Here is a 15,978-nt window from a genome sequence, read left to right as displayed (position 1 = left end):
TGGAGGGATCACTTGATGAAAGAATCTTTAGACAGCCAGGCTTCTAAAACATTTCCCATCACACTTGCCATTGCACTCGCACTTGGCGTTTTTGCGGCGGGATCGGAAGAACTGGTGATTTCACCACTTTTGCCTGATTTATCAAACTCTTTTCAGCAATCTCTTGATATTCTCGCTCTTTCCATCAGCATTTACGGATTAGCCGTATTGGCCGGAGCACCGTTACTCGTTCCTTTAGGGGATCGTTATTCAAGAGAACTGTGTTTGATCATCGGACTTTCCTTTTTCTTCATTGGAACCGTCATGTGTGCTGCTGCTCCGAATTTGGCGGTGTTTTTTGCCGGACGTGCCGCCTCTGGACTGGCGGCCGGTGTATTTGTCCCAACAGCCTATGCGCTTGTGGGCGACCGAGTCCCTTATGAATATCGAGGCAAAGTGATGGGCCTTATTGTATCAAGCTGGTCTCTTTCCCTTGTTCTTGGTGTACCAATTGGCGCCTTTATCGCCCAAAGTGTAAACTGGCGCTGGACATTTTGGCTCTTCGCTATAATGAGCCTTATTGTGCTGCTGCTCGTCATGGTTGAATTAAGAAAACAAGTGGCAGCAGCTGATCTGGAGACACGACAAGCTAGAGAGAAAACAGGCTCTTTATGGGGTGCTTTGAAAATTGATCGTGTGCCGGTCTATTTGACTGTGACCTTTTGTAATATGCTTGGATTTTACGGCATGTACTCGTTTTTAGGTGCTTACCTGCAGAGCCTGTTTGATGGCAGACAATCAGCGGCTGGGCTTCTCATCATGGCTTATGGGATTGGCTTTTCTATGAGTATGTTTACTGGAAAATTAGCAGACGGGTTTGGGAAAATGCGCTCCCTTTTTTGGGTGCTGGGTGGCATCACGCTCGTTCTAGCCTTACTTCCTTATGCGCCATTCTCATGGATCGTGCTGATTGTGGCTTTGTTTATTTGGGGGGCATTGCAAAGTTTATCGGTCACGCTTTTGAGCACCGTTCTGAGCGGCTGCACCCAAACCCATCGAGGCAACGTGATGGCTTTTTACAGTCTTGCGTCTAATTTTGCTGTTATGCTCGGTTCAGCACTTATGGGCCCTATTTATGTCCAATTCGGATATCATACTGTAGGGCTGGTATGTGCACTGATGACACTTGTTGGTTTTATCATCAGCTTCAGCAGCTATAAACGTGAACGTTCTATTCAGAAATGTAAAGCTGTCTAGTTTATTCCCCCTGAATGAAAACAAAAAAGACCTTTCTCCTGCGAAAGGCCTCTTTTCTTTATTTAAATGTCGTTTCCCAATGAAATCCGATCGCTTCATCATTCCACGCGATTCTCTTTTCATCCGGGTTTTTCGGATCATAGGATTCTGTTGTAAAATAAACAATTTGCAGCGGTGTCTCGCCTAATACACGGTAACCATGGGCGACTCCCTTTGGAATGAGAAGGAGCATTGGATTGTCTTCTCCCATATAATATACATCGGTTTGACCCTTTGTCGGAGAATCCTCTCTCAAATCGTATAAAACGACCTGTGCATGACCTGCTGGGAAAAACCAAACATCGTCTTGTTTTTCATGATAATGAAAGGCTTTGATCACTCCTGGAAAACTTTTCGACCACGACGCCTGCCCAAAGCGCTTCAGCATCGGTTCGTCATCTCGAATAAGCTCTGCAAAAAAGCCGCGGTCATCACAATGTTTCATGAGTTTTTTCGTTTGTACACCATCAATCATGCTGATGCCATCTCCCTTCTTTCTGCAAATATTCGTGAAGTGCATCCTTCCAATGTCTTGGCTGCCAGCCTGTCGCTTCAATCGCTTGCAGGTCTAAAACCGAATAGGCTGGACGAGGTGTTTGAAAGCCGTACTCTTCTGTTGAAATGGGCTCAATCGTTGTAGACAGGCCACTTGCTGCCACAATTTCTGACGCAAATTCAAACCAGGAACAGCTCGCTCGGTTACTGACGTGATAAATGCCTGCTTTCTGGTCAAACAAGTGAATCAAAGCTTGTGCGACATCCTTTGTATAAGTGGGAGACCCTATTTGATCATTTACGATGCGCAAATGATCCTTCGTTTCAGCCAGCCGAAGAATGGTATTCACAAAATTATGCCCTTCATGTCCATAGAGCCACGATGTCCGAATGATTTTCACTTCATCTGACACGAGATGAATCAATTCTTCCCCAAGTTTTTTACTCTTTCCATAAATCGTCTGGGGATCTGCTTGTGCATCGACTTGATAAGGGACATCCGCTTGCCCGTCAAACACATAATCTGTACTGACATGTAACACATCCGCCCCTACGTTTTTTGCTTCCAATGCCGTATAGTAGGCGCCAATTCCATTCACAAGATAGGCTTTTTCCGTTTCTGTTTCACATTGATCAACAGATGTATATGCCGCTGCACTGACAACAATATCAGGCCGAAAATGTCTCATTGCATGTCTGACTGCCTGTTGATCTGCGATATTCAGCATGCTCCTTGTTAAAGCAATGACGGTCATGTCTTTTTCTTTGAGCTGTTTCGTCAATTCTTTTCCTAATTGGCCGCCTGCACCGGTGATTAAAACTTTCATCCGTCACCCTTCTTCGCTCTGATCGTATTTGGCTCGATACCAATTGATCGTTTTTTCGATACCTTCTTCGAATGAAGTTGCCTGCACCCATCCAAGCTCTTCTTTTAGCTTACTGGCATCAATGGCATACCGTCTGTCATGCCCTTTTCGGTCTTGGATAAACGCAATTTGGTCATGACTGATGCCGAGATGTGTGAGAATGGTTTTGGTTAATTCAAGATTTGTTTTCTCGTTGCAGCCGCCAATATTGTACACCTGCCCGGCTGTTCCGTTTTCTAATACCTGCTTTACAGCTCTCGCATGATCCTCTACATACAGCCAATCACGAATCTGCTGGCCGTCCCCATAAATCGGAATCTTTTCTCCATGAACCGCTTTTCTAATAATGGTTGGGATTAATTTTTCCTCATGCTGATAGGGTCCGTAGTTGTTGCTGCATCTGGTGATCATTGCGGGTAATTGGTGGGTGTGGATATAGGATTTCACAAGCAGGTCTGAACTTGCCTTGCTTGCTGAATAAGGATTATTCGGTGAAAGTGGTGTTTGTTCTGTGAAAGCAGGATCATCCAGCTCTAAATCCCCATATACTTCATCTGTTGAAATATGAATGAATTTTTTTGCCTTTCCCTTTAAGACCGCTTCCAGCATTCGATAGGTACCGAGGACGTTTGTTTGAATAAAGGGCTCTGCCGACTCAATACTGCGATCGACATGCGATTCTGCTGCGAAATGAATAATGGCATCATAAGCTTCATCAAATACTTGATCCAGTTCGTCTTGCAGCGTGATATCCCCTTGAATAAAACGGAAATGAGACAGCTTTGACAATTGATCCATTACCTCTGGATGACTGGCATACGTTAATTTATCAAATACGGTGATTCGGACATCCGATTCCTGAAGCAGCAGCTTCACAAAATTTAGTCCAATAAATCCCGCTCCACCTGTTATTAAATAAGACTTCGTCATTCGTATCCCTCTTTTTTCTTCATCGTTTCAAACATTTTCGCAGATGCTTGGTGGAGAGATTCATGTGTTCCCGCATCAATCCACCACCCTTTTAACATATCATAGGTCAGCTGACTATTTGAGATATAGAGATTATTGACGTCTGTAATCTCCAATTCGCCTCGTTCTGACGGTGAGATTTTCTCAATATATTGAAAGACTTCTTGATCATAAAAATAAATGCCCGTGACGCAGTAGGATGAACGCGGGTGCTCCGGCTTTTCTTCTATTGATAAAATCCGGTGATGTGCGGTATCAATTTCTGCAATGCCAAATCGCTTTGGATCTGCCACCTCTTTCAATAAAACCTTGGCGCCGCCTTCTTGCTGCTGAAAGGCATCGACAAAAGGGCTTAACGAATCCTCAAATACATTATCACCTAGCATGAGCACAAACTTCTCCTCTTTTACAAAGGGCTTTGCGTAGGACAAACCATCTGAAATACCAGACGCCTCTGGCTGGACTTGATAGACTATGTTCATCCCAAGTTCGTGATCATCTTCAAGCACTTTTTGAAACAATGGGATCTGTTTTTCCTGTGAAATCAGCATAACATCTAAGATGCCTGCTTCTTTTAGTTTGAACAGTGACCAATAAATCATCGGGTATGGACCAACCGGCAATAAATGTTTATTGAAAATTTTCGTTAAAGGCGCCAGCCGTGATCCCTTTCCTCCTGCTAAAATAACTCCCTTCACATCTACACATCCTTATGTTCTTTTTGGTGGGGATTCATGAGGTGTATAAGAATGTTTTTCACTCGCTCTAGTCCTTTCCCGTCAATGAGTGTACGTCCATTGAGATGGATGCTCCTGCGGAGAAAATAGCTGTCAGACAGCCTTTGAACAGCACGCAATACATCTATTTCTTCCACAAGATCACCTAATCCAAGGTGAAGACAAGCTCCCTTTTGCGCAAATCTGCTCGCTGTCACTGCTTGGTGGTCTACTTGCGAAAGGACAATGCTCGGCACACCAATACAAACTGCCTCGTATAGTGTCATGCCGCCTGCAACGATGGCCAAATCAGCTTCTGATAAAAGGACTGGTAGTTGATTTGTATGGTGAATCAATTGAATATGCTCCGCCTCTCTTTGCTCTTTGAGGTGAGAGGCTTTTCCTGCTACCGCTAGAATGTGTAAATGCTTTGCTTCAAGAAGTGCTGATACAGCCTTTGAAAACAATCCGCGCGGATCACTTCCTCCGAGGCTGATGACCACCTTTTTGCATTCTTTTCGAACCTCATATGTGTCTTTTAATCGACCAATCTCGTGATCTAACAATAAATAAGGTGTTCCATCAAAATAGGCCGTTCCATTTACTAGCTTGTGCTGCCCGTCCAGACCTCCATAAATGCCATTCACTACAACATCCGCAAGCTGACAGGCTTCCTCTCTTTTCTCCTCGAATAAGACCACCCTTGCATTGCCGCAGGCATTCTTGAGCGTTCGAAGAAATTGAAGATCACCATCAAGGACATCTATCAGCAGAAGATCAGGCTTCAGCTCTTTTAACTCTTGCTGCATTTGAAAAGGTGCATTCGACTCCTGCACCAAGTGTACGTCCCACGCTGGATGCGCTAGCATTTCTACACAAATCTGCTCATTTGTATAGAAAAACAAGTCGAATCCTTCTTGGAGCAGTTCTTTTGCCAACCGTTTCATTCTGACCACATGCCCCATGCCTCTAAAAAAACCACCATAAACAACAATCATGACTTTATGATTCATTCAGCATCCTTCTGTCTCACAGACTGATTTAAACGAACAATGTCTGGCTCTTGTTCACAGATAGATATGAGCTCAGCCGTTGGCACAGCAATAGAACCACCAGCTTTCTCTAGTAAACGGGTGGCAAACACATAATCTTCTTCTGTATCAATCGTGAATCGATAAGCAGGATATGCAAGTTCTTTGGGCGGTGTGAATAATTGAAGGTAAAACTGCTCTGGATTCTTTCTGATATACAGCGTGACATGCTCACGCTCTGACTGGGTGAGGGGAAATTTGTCGATTCGACTTAAAATAGCGGCTTCAATCATTTCCCCGGAAATACCGAGTGGTGTTCCGTTCGTGTACGTGTAATCAGCCTTCTCCTGTCTATGTTTTTCAAGCATTTTCGACAAAAGGGAAGGGTCGATAAATGGATTATCTCCTGTTAAACGTACAACAGTTTGTGGTTCGAACTGGCGGACAATTTGTGCAAACCGCTGTAGCACATCCGTCTCACTGCCCCGAAACACTTTATAGCCCTTTGATAAGCAATACTGAGCCAAATAGTCATCTTCTGCCTCGACCGTTGTGGCGATCATGAGGTTTTGCGTTTTGTGATGATAAGCCTCTGATTGCTTCACCCGCTCCACAATCAAATCGATCAGCGCCATGCCGCCGATCGGTTTCATCACCTTTTTTGGCAGTCTTGTTGAACCCATCCTCGCTTGAATGACAAAGAGCACATCATTGATCATCTTGAGACTCCTGCATGAGCACGTCTTTCCACGAAACGCCTGTATGAGCCGGGATGTCTTTCGCAGCCTTCGTGCCAAGTAAAACCGTCATATATCGGGGATGCAGGCCCTGACTTTTTTGTCCTGGGCGCAGGACAGCTATATTTTCTGAAGTGAGGGTCTCTCCCTTTGCAATGCCTGTTGTCGTAAAAATCCCTCGATACGCAAACTCTCGAATCTGACCTTCGATGGCTGTTGTCGTTTTATAAGAACTGCCAAGAAGCTCCTCTGGCAAAGAATGAACGTCTGCTCCTGCTTGATTACGCTGTTTTTCTGCTGCTCGAATGTGCTGAACCATTTCCTTCAATTCTTCAGGATCAAGTGCAAAGGAATGATCGGCTCCAGGTAACGTTTTATCCACTGTGAAATGCTTCTCAATCATCGCTGCTCCGAGCTTCACAGCGGCAACTGGCGCCTCAGTTGGGTGCTCACTATGATCTGAAAAGCCAATGACTGCCTCTGGAAAAGCTGAAGTTAAGGTTTGTATCACTCGCAGGTTCGTGTACGCTCTAGGTGCTGGATATTTTGCCACACAATGCATGATAGCCACTTGTTTATTTTGCTGGCTCGTAATTGTTTCGTATGCTTCATGAACATCTGCAATGGTTGCCCCAGCTGTTGAAAAAATGATCGGCTTTTGAAATGAAGCTGTGTGACGCAAAAGAGGCAGATGATTGATTTCATAAGAAGCCAGTTTAAAGGCAGGTGGATCTGTTTGATTCAAAAGATCCGCAGATTCTTCGTCACACACCGTGCTTAAGAACATCAGTCCTTTTTCCTCACAACGCGTCAATAAAACAGGCAACCATTCTGGCGGCAACTCCATTTGTTCCACTAAAGAAAAAATAGACACTTCTTCTCCTTTAGCCGTTTTGTACAGCCCCGGTTCCTTTTGATACATCCGATCAGCCTGAAACATTTGAAACTTCACCGCATCAGCCCCTGCTTCTTTTGCCACATCAATTAAAGCAAGTGCCTGATCCAGCTTCCCATCATGGTTAATGCCTGCCTCTGCAATGATAAAGACAGGCGCACCATCGCCCACTTTGCGATCTCCGATATAGAAATGCGCCATCTTACCTCTCTCCTTTTTTCGGCCACACATGGTAATACAAAAAGGCATTTGTTGTCCTACACCCCATCTTTTCATACAGCTGGATGGCTGTCGTGTTATGAAGCTGTGTCCCGGCAGAAATGAACTGATGCCCTCTGTCATGAGAAACCTTCATCATCTCAATAAACAGCTTTTTTCCGATCCCTTTTCCTTGCACATCCGGTCTAATTACAAAAAGCTCAAGCGCCATCTCATTGCCCTTTGTCATCCCTTGAATCAGGCCAGCCACTTCACCGTTCAGCTTTGCCACAAGGTTGACATCTGCGCGTCCGAATAAGTTATTCCTCATCCATTCCTGATAGAAATGCTGAACAACACGCTGGTCTAAAAATGGATCAAGTGCATAACGACTTTTCACAAAAGCCTGATCACAAAGTGAGACCGCCTCATCATATTCCTTCTCATCTGGCAGCCCAATCACCACATCTTGACCTGATAATGGTGTCTCCATTTGAGCAGACGGCACCTCAAGCCTAGTGAGACCGCCGACATAGTACACATGTGACAGCTTTTGGACAATGCGGTTTTTTTCAACATCAGCTGCTTCAAGACGTAAAAAGAAGAAATCACATTTTTCTGTTCTCATCCAATTGATAAACCGCTCCATCAATTCTTTGAAGAGCTGCGGTGATTCAGCTTCCACAAACTTCACATGAAATATATGTTGATCAAAAATACCGCTCTCCCACTTGGACCAGTCGTATAACAGCACCGCTTTGAGCTGGGCCCCGCTGACAAGAGCAAACTGCTTGAAGCCTGCCATGTGCTTTACTTCATGATCATATGTTTTCAGCCAAGCTGCCAGCACCTGATCATCTATTGCATGAACGACCTTCATGAAGATGCCTTCTTGTCTTTTAAAATAGACACGACCGCAGTGATGACATCCTGCACATCTTCATCTGTCATACTTGGATAAAGCGGGAGTGAGAGCGTCCGTTTGTAATAAGTAATGGATTCAGGGAAATCCTCTGGCGAATAGTTGTAGGTTTGCTGATAATATGGATGCAAGTGGACAGGGATAAAGTGAACACTCGTGCCGATCTTGTATTCCTTTTGCAGCTGATCAATCATGTCATCACGTGTGATGAATGCTTCTTTTGGATCAACTTGCAGCACATACAAATGCCACGCATGTCGTCCATCCTCGTGAACGGGCGGTAAGATCAGCCCCGCTTCTTTTTGAAACGCCTCGTTGTATGCCTTCGCAATCTGTTCTCTACGGGTCTGCATGTCATTCAGCCTGCTTAGCTGAACAAGCCCTAACGATGCTTGCACATCAAACATGTTCATTTTATAGCCAGGTTCCTCGACCTCGTAATACCACGTTCCCTTTTCTCCATAACGATTCCACGCTCCCTTGCTCATGCCGTGGAGCGCTAACCTTCTGATTCGAGCTGCAAGTGCATCATCATTTGTCGTCAGCATACCGCCTTCACCAGTTGATATATTTTTTGTTGCATAAAAACTAAAGGCAGCCGCATCACCAATTGATCCGATAGGCTGATCATGATAAGTCGTATAGAGGGCATGTGCGGCATCTTCCAGCACAAACAAATCATACTTTTTGGCAATGGCTAAAATCCGGTCCATATCGCACGACTGACCAGCAAAATGGACAGGGACAATCGCTTTTGTATGTGGTGTGATCGCCTCTTCTACTTTCTCTGCATCCAGATTGAGTGTCTTCGGATCAATATCCACGAAAACAGGGGCTGCCCCCGTATGAATGATCGTATTGGCTGTCGCGCAGAACGTTAGAGGTGTTGTGATGACTTCATCACCAGTCCCAATCCCTCTTGCCTTTAACGCTAAAAATAAAGCAGCTGTACATGAATTGACGGCTATCGCGTGTTTTGCACCGGTCAGTTGCCTAAATTCTTCTTCAAACTGCCTCACTTTTGGTCCGGTGGACAGCCATCCGGACTTTAATGTTCCAATGACTTCATCAATTTCTTCCTGTTCAATCAAAGGCAGTGCATAAGGAAGAAATTGTGCTCTCTTTTGTTCCATATCGCTTGCACACCCCTATCGTCATCTTTGAAAATCCACACCTGTTTTTGTTTTAAGCAGAGAAAGCAGAGCATCAGTCGATCGCGCATGCGGATAATGTTCTTGAATGAAACGGGCTCCTTGCTGCTTCGCCAGCTTCATCTCTTGTTCATCCGACAAAATACGGATCGCTTTCTCAGCCAGTTCAACAGGGTTTTCCATGTGGCAGCTGCCAAGCGACTCGTAATAAGGGTATCTTCTGCCTTCTTTCATTTTGCCAATCAGCACACTCTTTTCAAAAAGCATCGCTTCTAGACCAACTGTTGATGTGAGCGTAATAACTATATCCACATAAGGCAGGAGGTCATACAATTCGATCTCTTTTTTAATTAATCTCACATGGTTCCCCGCACGCTCAATCACTGTATAGTCACTTAAACGATTTCGAGCGATTTCCCACGGATGCGGCTTCATAATCAGCTGAATGTATTTCCGTTTTGCAATCGTTTTAAGAACATCACCATAAAAGGCTTCTGAAAATGGCTGCGTAGCCACAAGCACAGTCTTTTTGGCTGGACTGAAGTTCAATTTACGAAATACCATGTCCTTTTGAAGCGGCGTTCGATCCTGCACCAAGTCAAATCTCGGGTGACCTGTGATCTCCACCTGTTCAGGCTGACAGCCTTTGTCTACATACCAATCCTTTTCATACTTTCCAAACACCCCGTGATAGGTGGTGAAGATCGGCAAAAAGGCTTCGTCTCCCATGAGTGCGCCGTGCTGGAGACAGATACTGGTGAGGTGGCGTTTCACTGTTTGCAGCGCAAGTACACGGCTGTAAACATCCTCCGTCGTACCGACAATGACAGCTGCAATAGGCTGCATGTCAAATAGTGTTTCTATCTGGTCAATCACATCAATAAATTGCACAATGTCCTTCTGAATTTTTTCTCTAAAAAAGGCATTGCCAAAGACAGGGTGCTGTGCGTAAGGCTTGAGTAGAGCATTTGCTTTTTCAATATATTCAGCATGGGCCTCTTTATTAACCTCTCCTGCTAAATCCGGCTTGCTGATGACTGGTAATCCAAAATAATCAGCCTTTTTCCAGCGCGCAAGCACCACCGTTTGGTTCGGATGGAACCGCAGATAATTTTGTTCAGTAAAACGCAGGTGTTCAAAGTGAAGCAGCACCTTTCCATTGTTCGGACGATAAGCTATGCGCTTCATCTGCTGTTTATGCTGATCAAAAAATGGCTGGATGTCTTGCGGCAATGGACAAGTGGTTGTCAGCTCCTGACCAAATGCTTCATCTTCCATACGTTCTCTCACTTCAGGGCTGATATATTGATAAAAATTACTGATTAACCCAAGAGGAATTTGGCGATAAGATAAGTCTTTCATCAAATTCACATACTCAAAATATACCTGCCAATAATGATGAATATAATGTGACACTTAAGGTCACCTCCCATGTCTTTGTTTTAATATATGACGGAGCTCCCGGCAGGTAGACTGAGGAGGAAGTGCTTGAATAAATTCACTTTTCTCTTCTTCTGCCAGCTGATAATGAATCGACTGTTCTGTGATGTAATTTGTATCTAATACTTCATCAAAAGGATAGAACGGATAGAAGTGATTTAATCTAAAAAAGAACCGGGCATCCCCTATTCGATAAAAGTGAGGACTCTCATCCCAGTAGGACCCAAATTCAGCATGAATTCTTGTTAAAATGGACGCACGATGAACGACTGAGCAGTGATCAATGGCACAGGGTGCATTCCATTGAACCGTTTGTGCAGGTCGTGTCGTTTCCTTTACTGGTTCTTTTTCGCTATTTAAATAGATAACTTTTGAACCAGAATAGACAATATCTTCATTCGGGCGGGCATCTAAATAATTCGTGAGCTTCTCTAAACGATCAGGTGCATAAACATTGTCATCTGTGGCATAGGAAATATACTCACCCTTCGCCTGTTCTAATGCTTGATTAATGAGTACGGCATAGCGTGTTTTCGCCGTTCTTTCCTCCAGCGTTTTGACCCCGCTTTGGATAAAATGAACGCGCGGATCTTTGCGAAAAGGCTCAATAGCAGCAAGTGTCTTTTCATTTGATCCATCATCCATGATAAACAGTTCAAGGTTTGATAAAGTCTGCTGTAGGACCGCTTCAATCGATCTGCCAACGTAAGCCGCCTTGTTGTAGCTCGTCATAATGACAGTTACTTTTGTCAATTTTTTCACCTCGGTCTCTTTCAAACTATGGTTATCATATGTGTCTCCTCTTAAAGAGACTGTAGAATGACCTATTTTTAATAAAATTGTATTTTTTTATTGATCTATCTTTGAAAAACGTAAAATTTTTGGTAATATAAGTAATCATTTGTGTGTATTAAAGGAGTAAAGAATATTGGAAGCTATGAAGAGTGATCTCTCCCCAGAAGAAGAAGCAAAAGGTTTTTTTCGGTTCTTTAAAATTTTTGTTGCGACAAAGACGATTATTCGCTCATATCAACATTCCTCTATTCCCATTTGGCTCATGCTGCTTCTGGCAAGTATCGCTGGGACGAGCTGGATTTACGAGGGGTATTTTAGTGAGTATATGGGCAATCATATTCCATATCCTTTTATTCTGTTACATGGGACGGGTTTTGGTATTTTAGCAGGCAATCTGATTCTATTTTGCGGTTCATTCATTTTACAATGGTTAGGACGGCTGTTTTTTGGCATAAAAACGGCGTATCGAGATGTGCTCAAAGCTTGCACGCTGACGGTCATTTTTCCTTCCGCATTATTTGCACTCACTTGGATTTTCACTGTGGGATTGCTCGGTCCATATACATTTGTGAAGATCTCACCCTATTTAGATCAACATTATGAAATATGGTATTATCTCGATCTATGGACACTGACTGAAACATATGCAAAAACATGGATTTTCGGTATGGCTGTTTTAGGCATTGTCGCTGTGATGAAGCTAAGAGTATGGCAAGCCTTTATCATTGTCATCACACCGCTAGCCGCATCTTTTCTAATCATGACCCTTCTATTTGATGTCCAACGTGCGATGAACTGGATAATGTAAAGGAACTTCGGTAAGAAGTTTCTTTTTTTCGTTCAATGTACATATTCTTCCCTCCTGTTTCATAGTGTGAAAGAGAAAAAGAATGCTATGGAAACAACAGGCGCTGATACGTCTTCTGTTTAGAACACCATGAGAAAAGAGGAGGAACGTTATGAAATTGAAAAATCAATTTGGGCAGGGGTCGGGTTTCGAAGGTCAAGATTTTCGCCAGCAACAATATGGAGCAAATCCGTATCCTGCGCAGCAGATGGGTTATTCAGTCCCTCCCCAAACGCAGGGTCAAATGCAGCAAGGGTATTCCCCAATGCCGTCTACTGGCACTTCACAAGGAGGCCAAGGCACACAGAGCGGCGGACAGCCATATCAAATTCCTTCTGGACCCATTTATCAGCAAAATGTCACCGGCCAGCTGCCGATTGAGCAGTCCTATATTGAGAATATTTTACGATTGAACCGCGGCAAGGTAGCCACGATCTATATGACGTTTGAGGCGAGTAAAGAATGGAATTCGAAGATTTTTAGAGGGGTCATTGAAGCCGCAGGACGTGACCACATTATCATCAGTGATAACAAAACAGGGACACGATACTTACTGTTAACGATCTACCTTGATTACATTACGTTTGATGGGGAAATTCAATATGACTATCCATACTCGATGTCAACGTATTCTCCAAGATAACTTCAAGACATGACAGCAGCAAGGTGCAGACGCCCTTGCTTTTTTCCTTTTGACTAGGTTTTTGACACACCTTACGGGCACTGTTCATAAGATGCCTAGTAGTTTTTATCAAAAGCCTAGAGGTGACATCTATGACTGTTGAGCTGGATTATACATCGCCGAATGTCAAATATTCATTTGATCTGAACCAAAGCCCCCTTGTGAAATATGATGAGTACAATCGCATTAATGTTTTAGGAAAAAAGCAATTAAATTCGCTCGATCAAGTATCTCTGCTGGATATTTATTTGAGTAAAAGCAAAGTAGTAGAGCCTCATTATCATCAAAATGCTGCAGAGCTTGTTTATTGTATAGCCGGTTCTGCTGCTGTATCAATGCTGAACCCATTTACAAAAAAACTGCACACCTATACCATTACCCCCGGGCAGGTCGCAAATGTGCCTCAAGGCTGGTGGCACTATGAAGTTGCCTTGCAAGACAAAACTCATTTGTTAGCCATCTTTAACGCATCGACGCCAGAAGTCATCCTTGGCTCAGACCTACTCACCCTCACCCCTTCTCACATTATGGCACATACTTATTGCATGAACGAAACGCAGTGGAAGCAGGCAACGCAGCCTGTAAAGCCAGGTATGTTTATCGGACCTTTCTGCCACCGAGACGAAGAAGCCCAAACGCACCCTGTCCCTCCATCTCACTATGTCCCTTATTATCAAGCACCACCCAACTATTCCCCTTATTGGAGTTAAGAAAAAACCGATGCCCCCTATCAGAGCATCGGTTTTTTGGCTTATAAATTTTTTGCTGCTGCCACCACTAGCATGATCCAAGAAGCAATAAAGGCGACTCCGCCAATTGGTGTAATAGCACCAAGAATCTTCACCTGAGTCAAGGCAAGCACATAAAGGCTTCCCGAGAAGAAAAGGATGCCTGCAAGCATCACCCAGCCAGCGGTCGGCACTAGCGAAACACCTGACAGCTTATCTGCAAGAAAGGCGACAATAAATAGGCCAATCGCATGGAACATCTGATATTGAACCCCTTTATTCCATATCTCAATATACTTTTCAGGGATTTTCCCTTCCAATCCATGTGCACCGAAGGCTCCAAGTCCAACAGCAAGCATGGCGTTAATGGCACCTAATATGAAAAATAGTTTCATTCGTCATTCTCCTTATCTCGTCAATTATGTTTATCATAGCGCGGGTCACATCCGACATTCAACTTTCCTTTTACACTGACACGAGATTGTCGGATTTCTTCTTCTTTCGCAGCAGCACTTGATCGACCACAATCGCAATGAGCGTGCCTAGAACAAGACCATTGCTTAATAAAGAAATCAGCACAGGATGCATGCCTTTCAATGCTCCCTGAGGCACAAACATAGCCCCTACGCCTGCTAAAACAGCAACGCCCAGCACAAAGCGAATGCGCGGGATGTCTTCTTTTTCATACTGATCAAATTCAGACATGGCAATCCCAATCATAGAAGAGAACACCACAAAGTTCACAGCAAGCCCCACAGGCGACGGCAATGCAGAGAAAAAGCTCATCAATAACGGAAATAAACTAATGAGGACAATGAGCAGACTTCCGAGAAAAAACGGCTTTCTCGAAGGAATTTTTGTTGTTTGTATAAAACCCGCTGCCCCCGAAATCGGTACAGGCGCAATCGCTCCAATCAGTCCGCTCATCAAATGACCAAAGGCTGCGACAAAACCAGCAGGCCTGGCTCTTTTCCGCTCACGCAGATCACCAAATGCCTTCACTGAGCTTTCCACAATGCGAATACTTGCCAGCATATTCACAATAAGTAAGATCGTAATAAAAAAGGACGTGACCAGCAATCCACTGTCAAAGACCGGCATACCAAATGGGAACAGCTTCGGAAACTCGATGATATGCTCAGGAATTCGAACGGGCTTGGCCAATCCGAGTAAAGCGAATAACAGCCAGCCGCCTGCAAGTGCGAATAACACAGAAAACTGTTTTAAGTAATGCCACCTTGAACGGCTGATCATGAAGGTGATGACAATAATCAAGATTGATAGACAAAAGACAAGCCCGTCCACCTGATTTCCCCGATAGCCGATGCCCATCAGACCTTTCATGATCGGCTGACTTAACTGCACAACAAGCAGCAGCAGGTAAATGCCTGTGACGACTGGCGTAAATAAAGACGCGAGCCAATTAATGATTTTAAATAGACTAAAAATAAAAAAGAACGCAGCACTAAAGATTAAAGCCCCTTGTAATGCTTGCAAGGTTTCAGGATATGTAGCAAAAATCGTCCCTGTCATGCCTGAATAAAGGGTATATACACCCCACCACAGCCCTGCTGGACTTTCATTGATCGGCAGCATATGGCCGCATAAACACTGCACCATTGCCACAAGTCCAAGTGAAAAGAATGTACTCTGAATCAGCTCTGCCGACTGCACTTCATTCAATTCAAATGCTTGTGCAATCGCAATCGGTACTGCAATAGAAGCTGCGATAAAAAATGCCATCCACTGAATGGCGCCCAAAAATAGTTTCAACCCGATCACCTTCCCTTTGTCGTGACACGACCATTAAAAATCAAAGATAGAGTCGCCGTTTCCGTCCTTCTCTTTTTGACCCTCTTCTTGATGCTGGAATTTTTTTGCACCGCTAGTGCCCATCAGCTTCTCTAGCATGGCTTGATCCGTAGACACAGATGGTGCAGACGGTGTCTGTAGCGACGGAGGTGGTGAAATGACCGAAGCCGGCGGCATTTGCTGCTGTGATGGTGCATCGAGAATGACATCACATAGTGACGAAATCACTGCCACTTGACGTTTCACCTCTTCATCATTTCCACTTTGTTTAGCTTTTTGAATGGCTTCCTCCATTTTTTGAAGCAGACTTGATATATGAATATTCAAGGGTAGACCCTCCAATCTAAAAAATTCGTTTGCCAACATTATTTTATCAAATGAACAAACCGAATGGGCTCATTTTTTCAAAGCCGTGTGCT

General features: G+C 44.1%; 18 protein-coding genes. 4 read left to right on the top strand and 14 right to left on the bottom strand.

The features are described from left to right. Nucleotides 1-15: 15 nt before the first annotated feature. Nucleotides 16-1,236: an MFS transporter gene (locus tag BK049_RS09790; protein WP_071168405.1), complete on the top strand. Its 1,221-nt coding sequence runs from the start codon at nucleotides 16-18 to the stop codon at nucleotides 1,234-1,236. Nucleotides 1,237-1,294: 58 nt separating this feature from the next. On the opposite strand, the gene BK049_RS09785 is transcribed toward BK049_RS09790, so the two are convergent. The 11 genes from BK049_RS09785 to BK049_RS09735 are packed head-to-tail and all read right to left on the bottom strand — an operon-like array spanning nucleotide 1,295 to nucleotide 11,448. After that, complete coding sequence (locus BK049_RS09785) at nucleotides 1,295-1,750, bottom strand: dTDP-4-dehydrorhamnose 3,5-epimerase family protein (protein WP_008360938.1); 456 nt, start codon at nucleotides 1,748-1,750, stop codon at nucleotides 1,295-1,297. Next, nucleotides 1,743-2,597: a dTDP-4-dehydrorhamnose reductase gene (rfbD, locus tag BK049_RS09780; RefSeq protein ID WP_071168404.1), complete on the bottom strand. Its 855-nt coding sequence runs from the start codon at nucleotides 2,595-2,597 to the stop codon at nucleotides 1,743-1,745. The genes BK049_RS09785 and rfbD overlap by 8 nt, the downstream gene beginning before the upstream one ends. 3 nt (nucleotides 2,598-2,600) lie before the next feature. Continuing rightward, entirely contained in the window at nucleotides 2,601-3,566 is a 966-nt protein-coding gene (gene rfbB, locus BK049_RS09775) for a dTDP-glucose 4,6-dehydratase (RefSeq protein WP_071168403.1), read from the bottom strand. Beyond that, the gene (locus BK049_RS09770; protein ID WP_071168402.1) at nucleotides 3,563-4,303 is read right to left on the bottom strand and encodes a sugar phosphate nucleotidyltransferase; all 741 of its coding nucleotides are present in this window, start codon (nucleotides 4,301-4,303) and stop codon (nucleotides 3,563-3,565) included. The genes rfbB and BK049_RS09770 overlap by 4 nt, the downstream gene beginning before the upstream one ends. A gap of 2 nt (nucleotides 4,304-4,305) precedes the next feature. Continuing rightward, nucleotides 4,306-5,334, bottom strand: a complete 1,029-nt coding sequence (locus BK049_RS09765; RefSeq protein ID WP_071168401.1) for a PseG/SpsG family protein — start codon at nucleotides 5,332-5,334, stop codon at nucleotides 4,306-4,308. Continuing rightward, nucleotides 5,331-6,071, bottom strand: coding sequence for a cytidylyltransferase domain-containing protein (locus tag BK049_RS09760; protein ID WP_071168400.1), 741 nt, complete (start codon nucleotides 6,069-6,071; stop codon nucleotides 5,331-5,333). The genes BK049_RS09765 and BK049_RS09760 overlap by 4 nt, the downstream gene beginning before the upstream one ends. Continuing rightward, on the bottom strand, nucleotides 6,061-7,185 hold the full coding sequence (locus tag BK049_RS09755; RefSeq protein ID WP_071168399.1) for an N-acetylneuraminate synthase family protein: 1,125 nt from the start codon (nucleotides 7,183-7,185) through the stop codon (nucleotides 6,061-6,063). Before BK049_RS09755 ends, BK049_RS09760 begins: the two co-directional genes overlap by 11 nt. Nucleotide 7,186: 1 nt before the next feature. Continuing rightward, complete coding sequence (locus BK049_RS09750) at nucleotides 7,187-8,062, bottom strand: GNAT family N-acetyltransferase (protein ID WP_071168398.1); 876 nt, start codon at nucleotides 8,060-8,062, stop codon at nucleotides 7,187-7,189. Next, nucleotides 8,059-9,237 (bottom strand): DegT/DnrJ/EryC1/StrS family aminotransferase, encoded by a 1,179-nt coding sequence (locus BK049_RS09745; protein ID WP_008360957.1) that lies wholly within the window; start codon nucleotides 9,235-9,237, stop codon nucleotides 8,059-8,061. The genes BK049_RS09750 and BK049_RS09745 overlap by 4 nt, the downstream gene beginning before the upstream one ends. 21 nt (nucleotides 9,238-9,258) lie before the next feature. Continuing rightward, nucleotides 9,259-10,671: a capsular polysaccharide export protein, LipB/KpsS family gene (locus BK049_RS09740; protein ID WP_071168397.1), complete on the bottom strand. Its 1,413-nt coding sequence runs from the start codon at nucleotides 10,669-10,671 to the stop codon at nucleotides 9,259-9,261. Between the two features lie 6 nt (nucleotides 10,672-10,677). Next, on the bottom strand, nucleotides 10,678-11,448 hold the full coding sequence (locus BK049_RS09735; protein ID WP_071169213.1) for a glycosyltransferase family 2 protein: 771 nt from the start codon (nucleotides 11,446-11,448) through the stop codon (nucleotides 10,678-10,680). Between the two features lie 175 nt (nucleotides 11,449-11,623). Here BK049_RS09735 and BK049_RS09730 point away from each other — a divergent pair, with 175 nt between their 5' ends. The 3 genes from BK049_RS09730 to BK049_RS09720 all read left to right on the top strand — a co-directional run bounded on the left by BK049_RS09730 (nucleotide 11,624) and on the right by BK049_RS09720 (nucleotide 13,729). Then, a complete protein-coding gene (locus BK049_RS09730) occupies nucleotides 11,624-12,298 on the top strand; it encodes a hypothetical protein (protein WP_008360962.1) in 675 nt (224 codons plus the stop codon). Nucleotides 12,299-12,449: 151 nt separating this feature from the next. Then, nucleotides 12,450-12,980 carry a spore coat protein GerQ gene (gene gerQ, locus BK049_RS09725; protein ID WP_008360964.1) on the top strand — a complete coding sequence of 177 codons (531 nt, stop codon included), beginning with the start codon at nucleotides 12,450-12,452 and terminating at the stop codon, nucleotides 12,978-12,980. Nucleotides 12,981-13,111: 131 nt separating this feature from the next. Beyond that, a complete protein-coding gene (locus BK049_RS09720) occupies nucleotides 13,112-13,729 on the top strand; it encodes a cupin domain-containing protein (RefSeq protein WP_071168396.1) in 618 nt (205 codons plus the stop codon). 41 nt (nucleotides 13,730-13,770) lie between these two features. Here BK049_RS09720 and BK049_RS09715 read toward each other — a convergent pair whose 3' ends face one another. The 3 genes from BK049_RS09715 to BK049_RS09705 form a co-directional block, all read right to left on the bottom strand. After that, nucleotides 13,771-14,142 carry a DUF423 domain-containing protein gene (locus BK049_RS09715; protein WP_008360968.1) on the bottom strand — a complete coding sequence of 124 codons (372 nt, stop codon included), beginning with the start codon at nucleotides 14,140-14,142 and terminating at the stop codon, nucleotides 13,771-13,773. A gap of 70 nt (nucleotides 14,143-14,212) precedes the next feature. Then, complete coding sequence (locus BK049_RS09710) at nucleotides 14,213-15,520, bottom strand: purine/pyrimidine permease (protein ID WP_071168395.1); 1,308 nt, start codon at nucleotides 15,518-15,520, stop codon at nucleotides 14,213-14,215. 33 nt (nucleotides 15,521-15,553) lie between these two features. Then, entirely contained in the window at nucleotides 15,554-15,886 is a 333-nt protein-coding gene (locus BK049_RS09705; protein ID WP_071168394.1) for a YwdI family protein, read from the bottom strand. Between the last annotated feature and the right edge of the window lie 92 nt (nucleotides 15,887-15,978).

This window comes from Bacillus xiamenensis, assembly GCF_001857925.1.
GTDB classification, from domain to species: Bacteria; Bacillota; Bacilli; order Bacillales; family Bacillaceae; genus Bacillus; species Bacillus xiamenensis.
This window is presented reverse-complemented; position numbering and strand designations above follow the sequence as displayed.

Coding starts and splice junctions, on each gene's coding strand:
- BK049_RS09790 (WP_071168405.1), top strand. CDS start 16: ATGAAAGAATCTTTAGACAGCCAGGCTTCTAAAACATTTCCCATCACA.
- BK049_RS09785 (WP_008360938.1), bottom strand. CDS start 1,750: ATGATTGATGGTGTACAAACGAAAAAACTCATGAAACATTGTGATGAC.
- rfbD (WP_071168404.1), bottom strand. CDS start 2,597: ATGAAAGTTTTAATCACCGGTGCAGGCGGCCAATTAGGAAAAGAATTG.
- rfbB (WP_071168403.1), bottom strand. CDS start 3,566: ATGACGAAGTCTTATTTAATAACAGGTGGAGCGGGATTTATTGGACTA.
- BK049_RS09765 (WP_071168401.1), bottom strand. CDS start 5,334: ATGAATCATAAAGTCATGATTGTTGTTTATGGTGGTTTTTTTAGAGGC.
- BK049_RS09760 (WP_071168400.1), bottom strand. CDS start 6,071: ATGATCAATGATGTGCTCTTTGTCATTCAAGCGAGGATGGGTTCAACA.
- BK049_RS09755 (WP_071168399.1), bottom strand. CDS start 7,185: ATGGCGCATTTCTATATCGGAGATCGCAAAGTGGGCGATGGTGCGCCT.
- BK049_RS09750 (WP_071168398.1), bottom strand. CDS start 8,062: ATGAAGGTCGTTCATGCAATAGATGATCAGGTGCTGGCAGCTTGGCTG.
- BK049_RS09745 (WP_008360957.1), bottom strand. CDS start 9,237: ATGGAACAAAAGAGAGCACAATTTCTTCCTTATGCACTGCCTTTGATT.
- gerQ (WP_008360964.1), top strand. CDS start 12,450: ATGAAATTGAAAAATCAATTTGGGCAGGGGTCGGGTTTCGAAGGTCAA.
- BK049_RS09720 (WP_071168396.1), top strand. CDS start 13,112: ATGACTGTTGAGCTGGATTATACATCGCCGAATGTCAAATATTCATTT.
- BK049_RS09715 (WP_008360968.1), bottom strand. CDS start 14,142: ATGAAACTATTTTTCATATTAGGTGCCATTAACGCCATGCTTGCTGTT.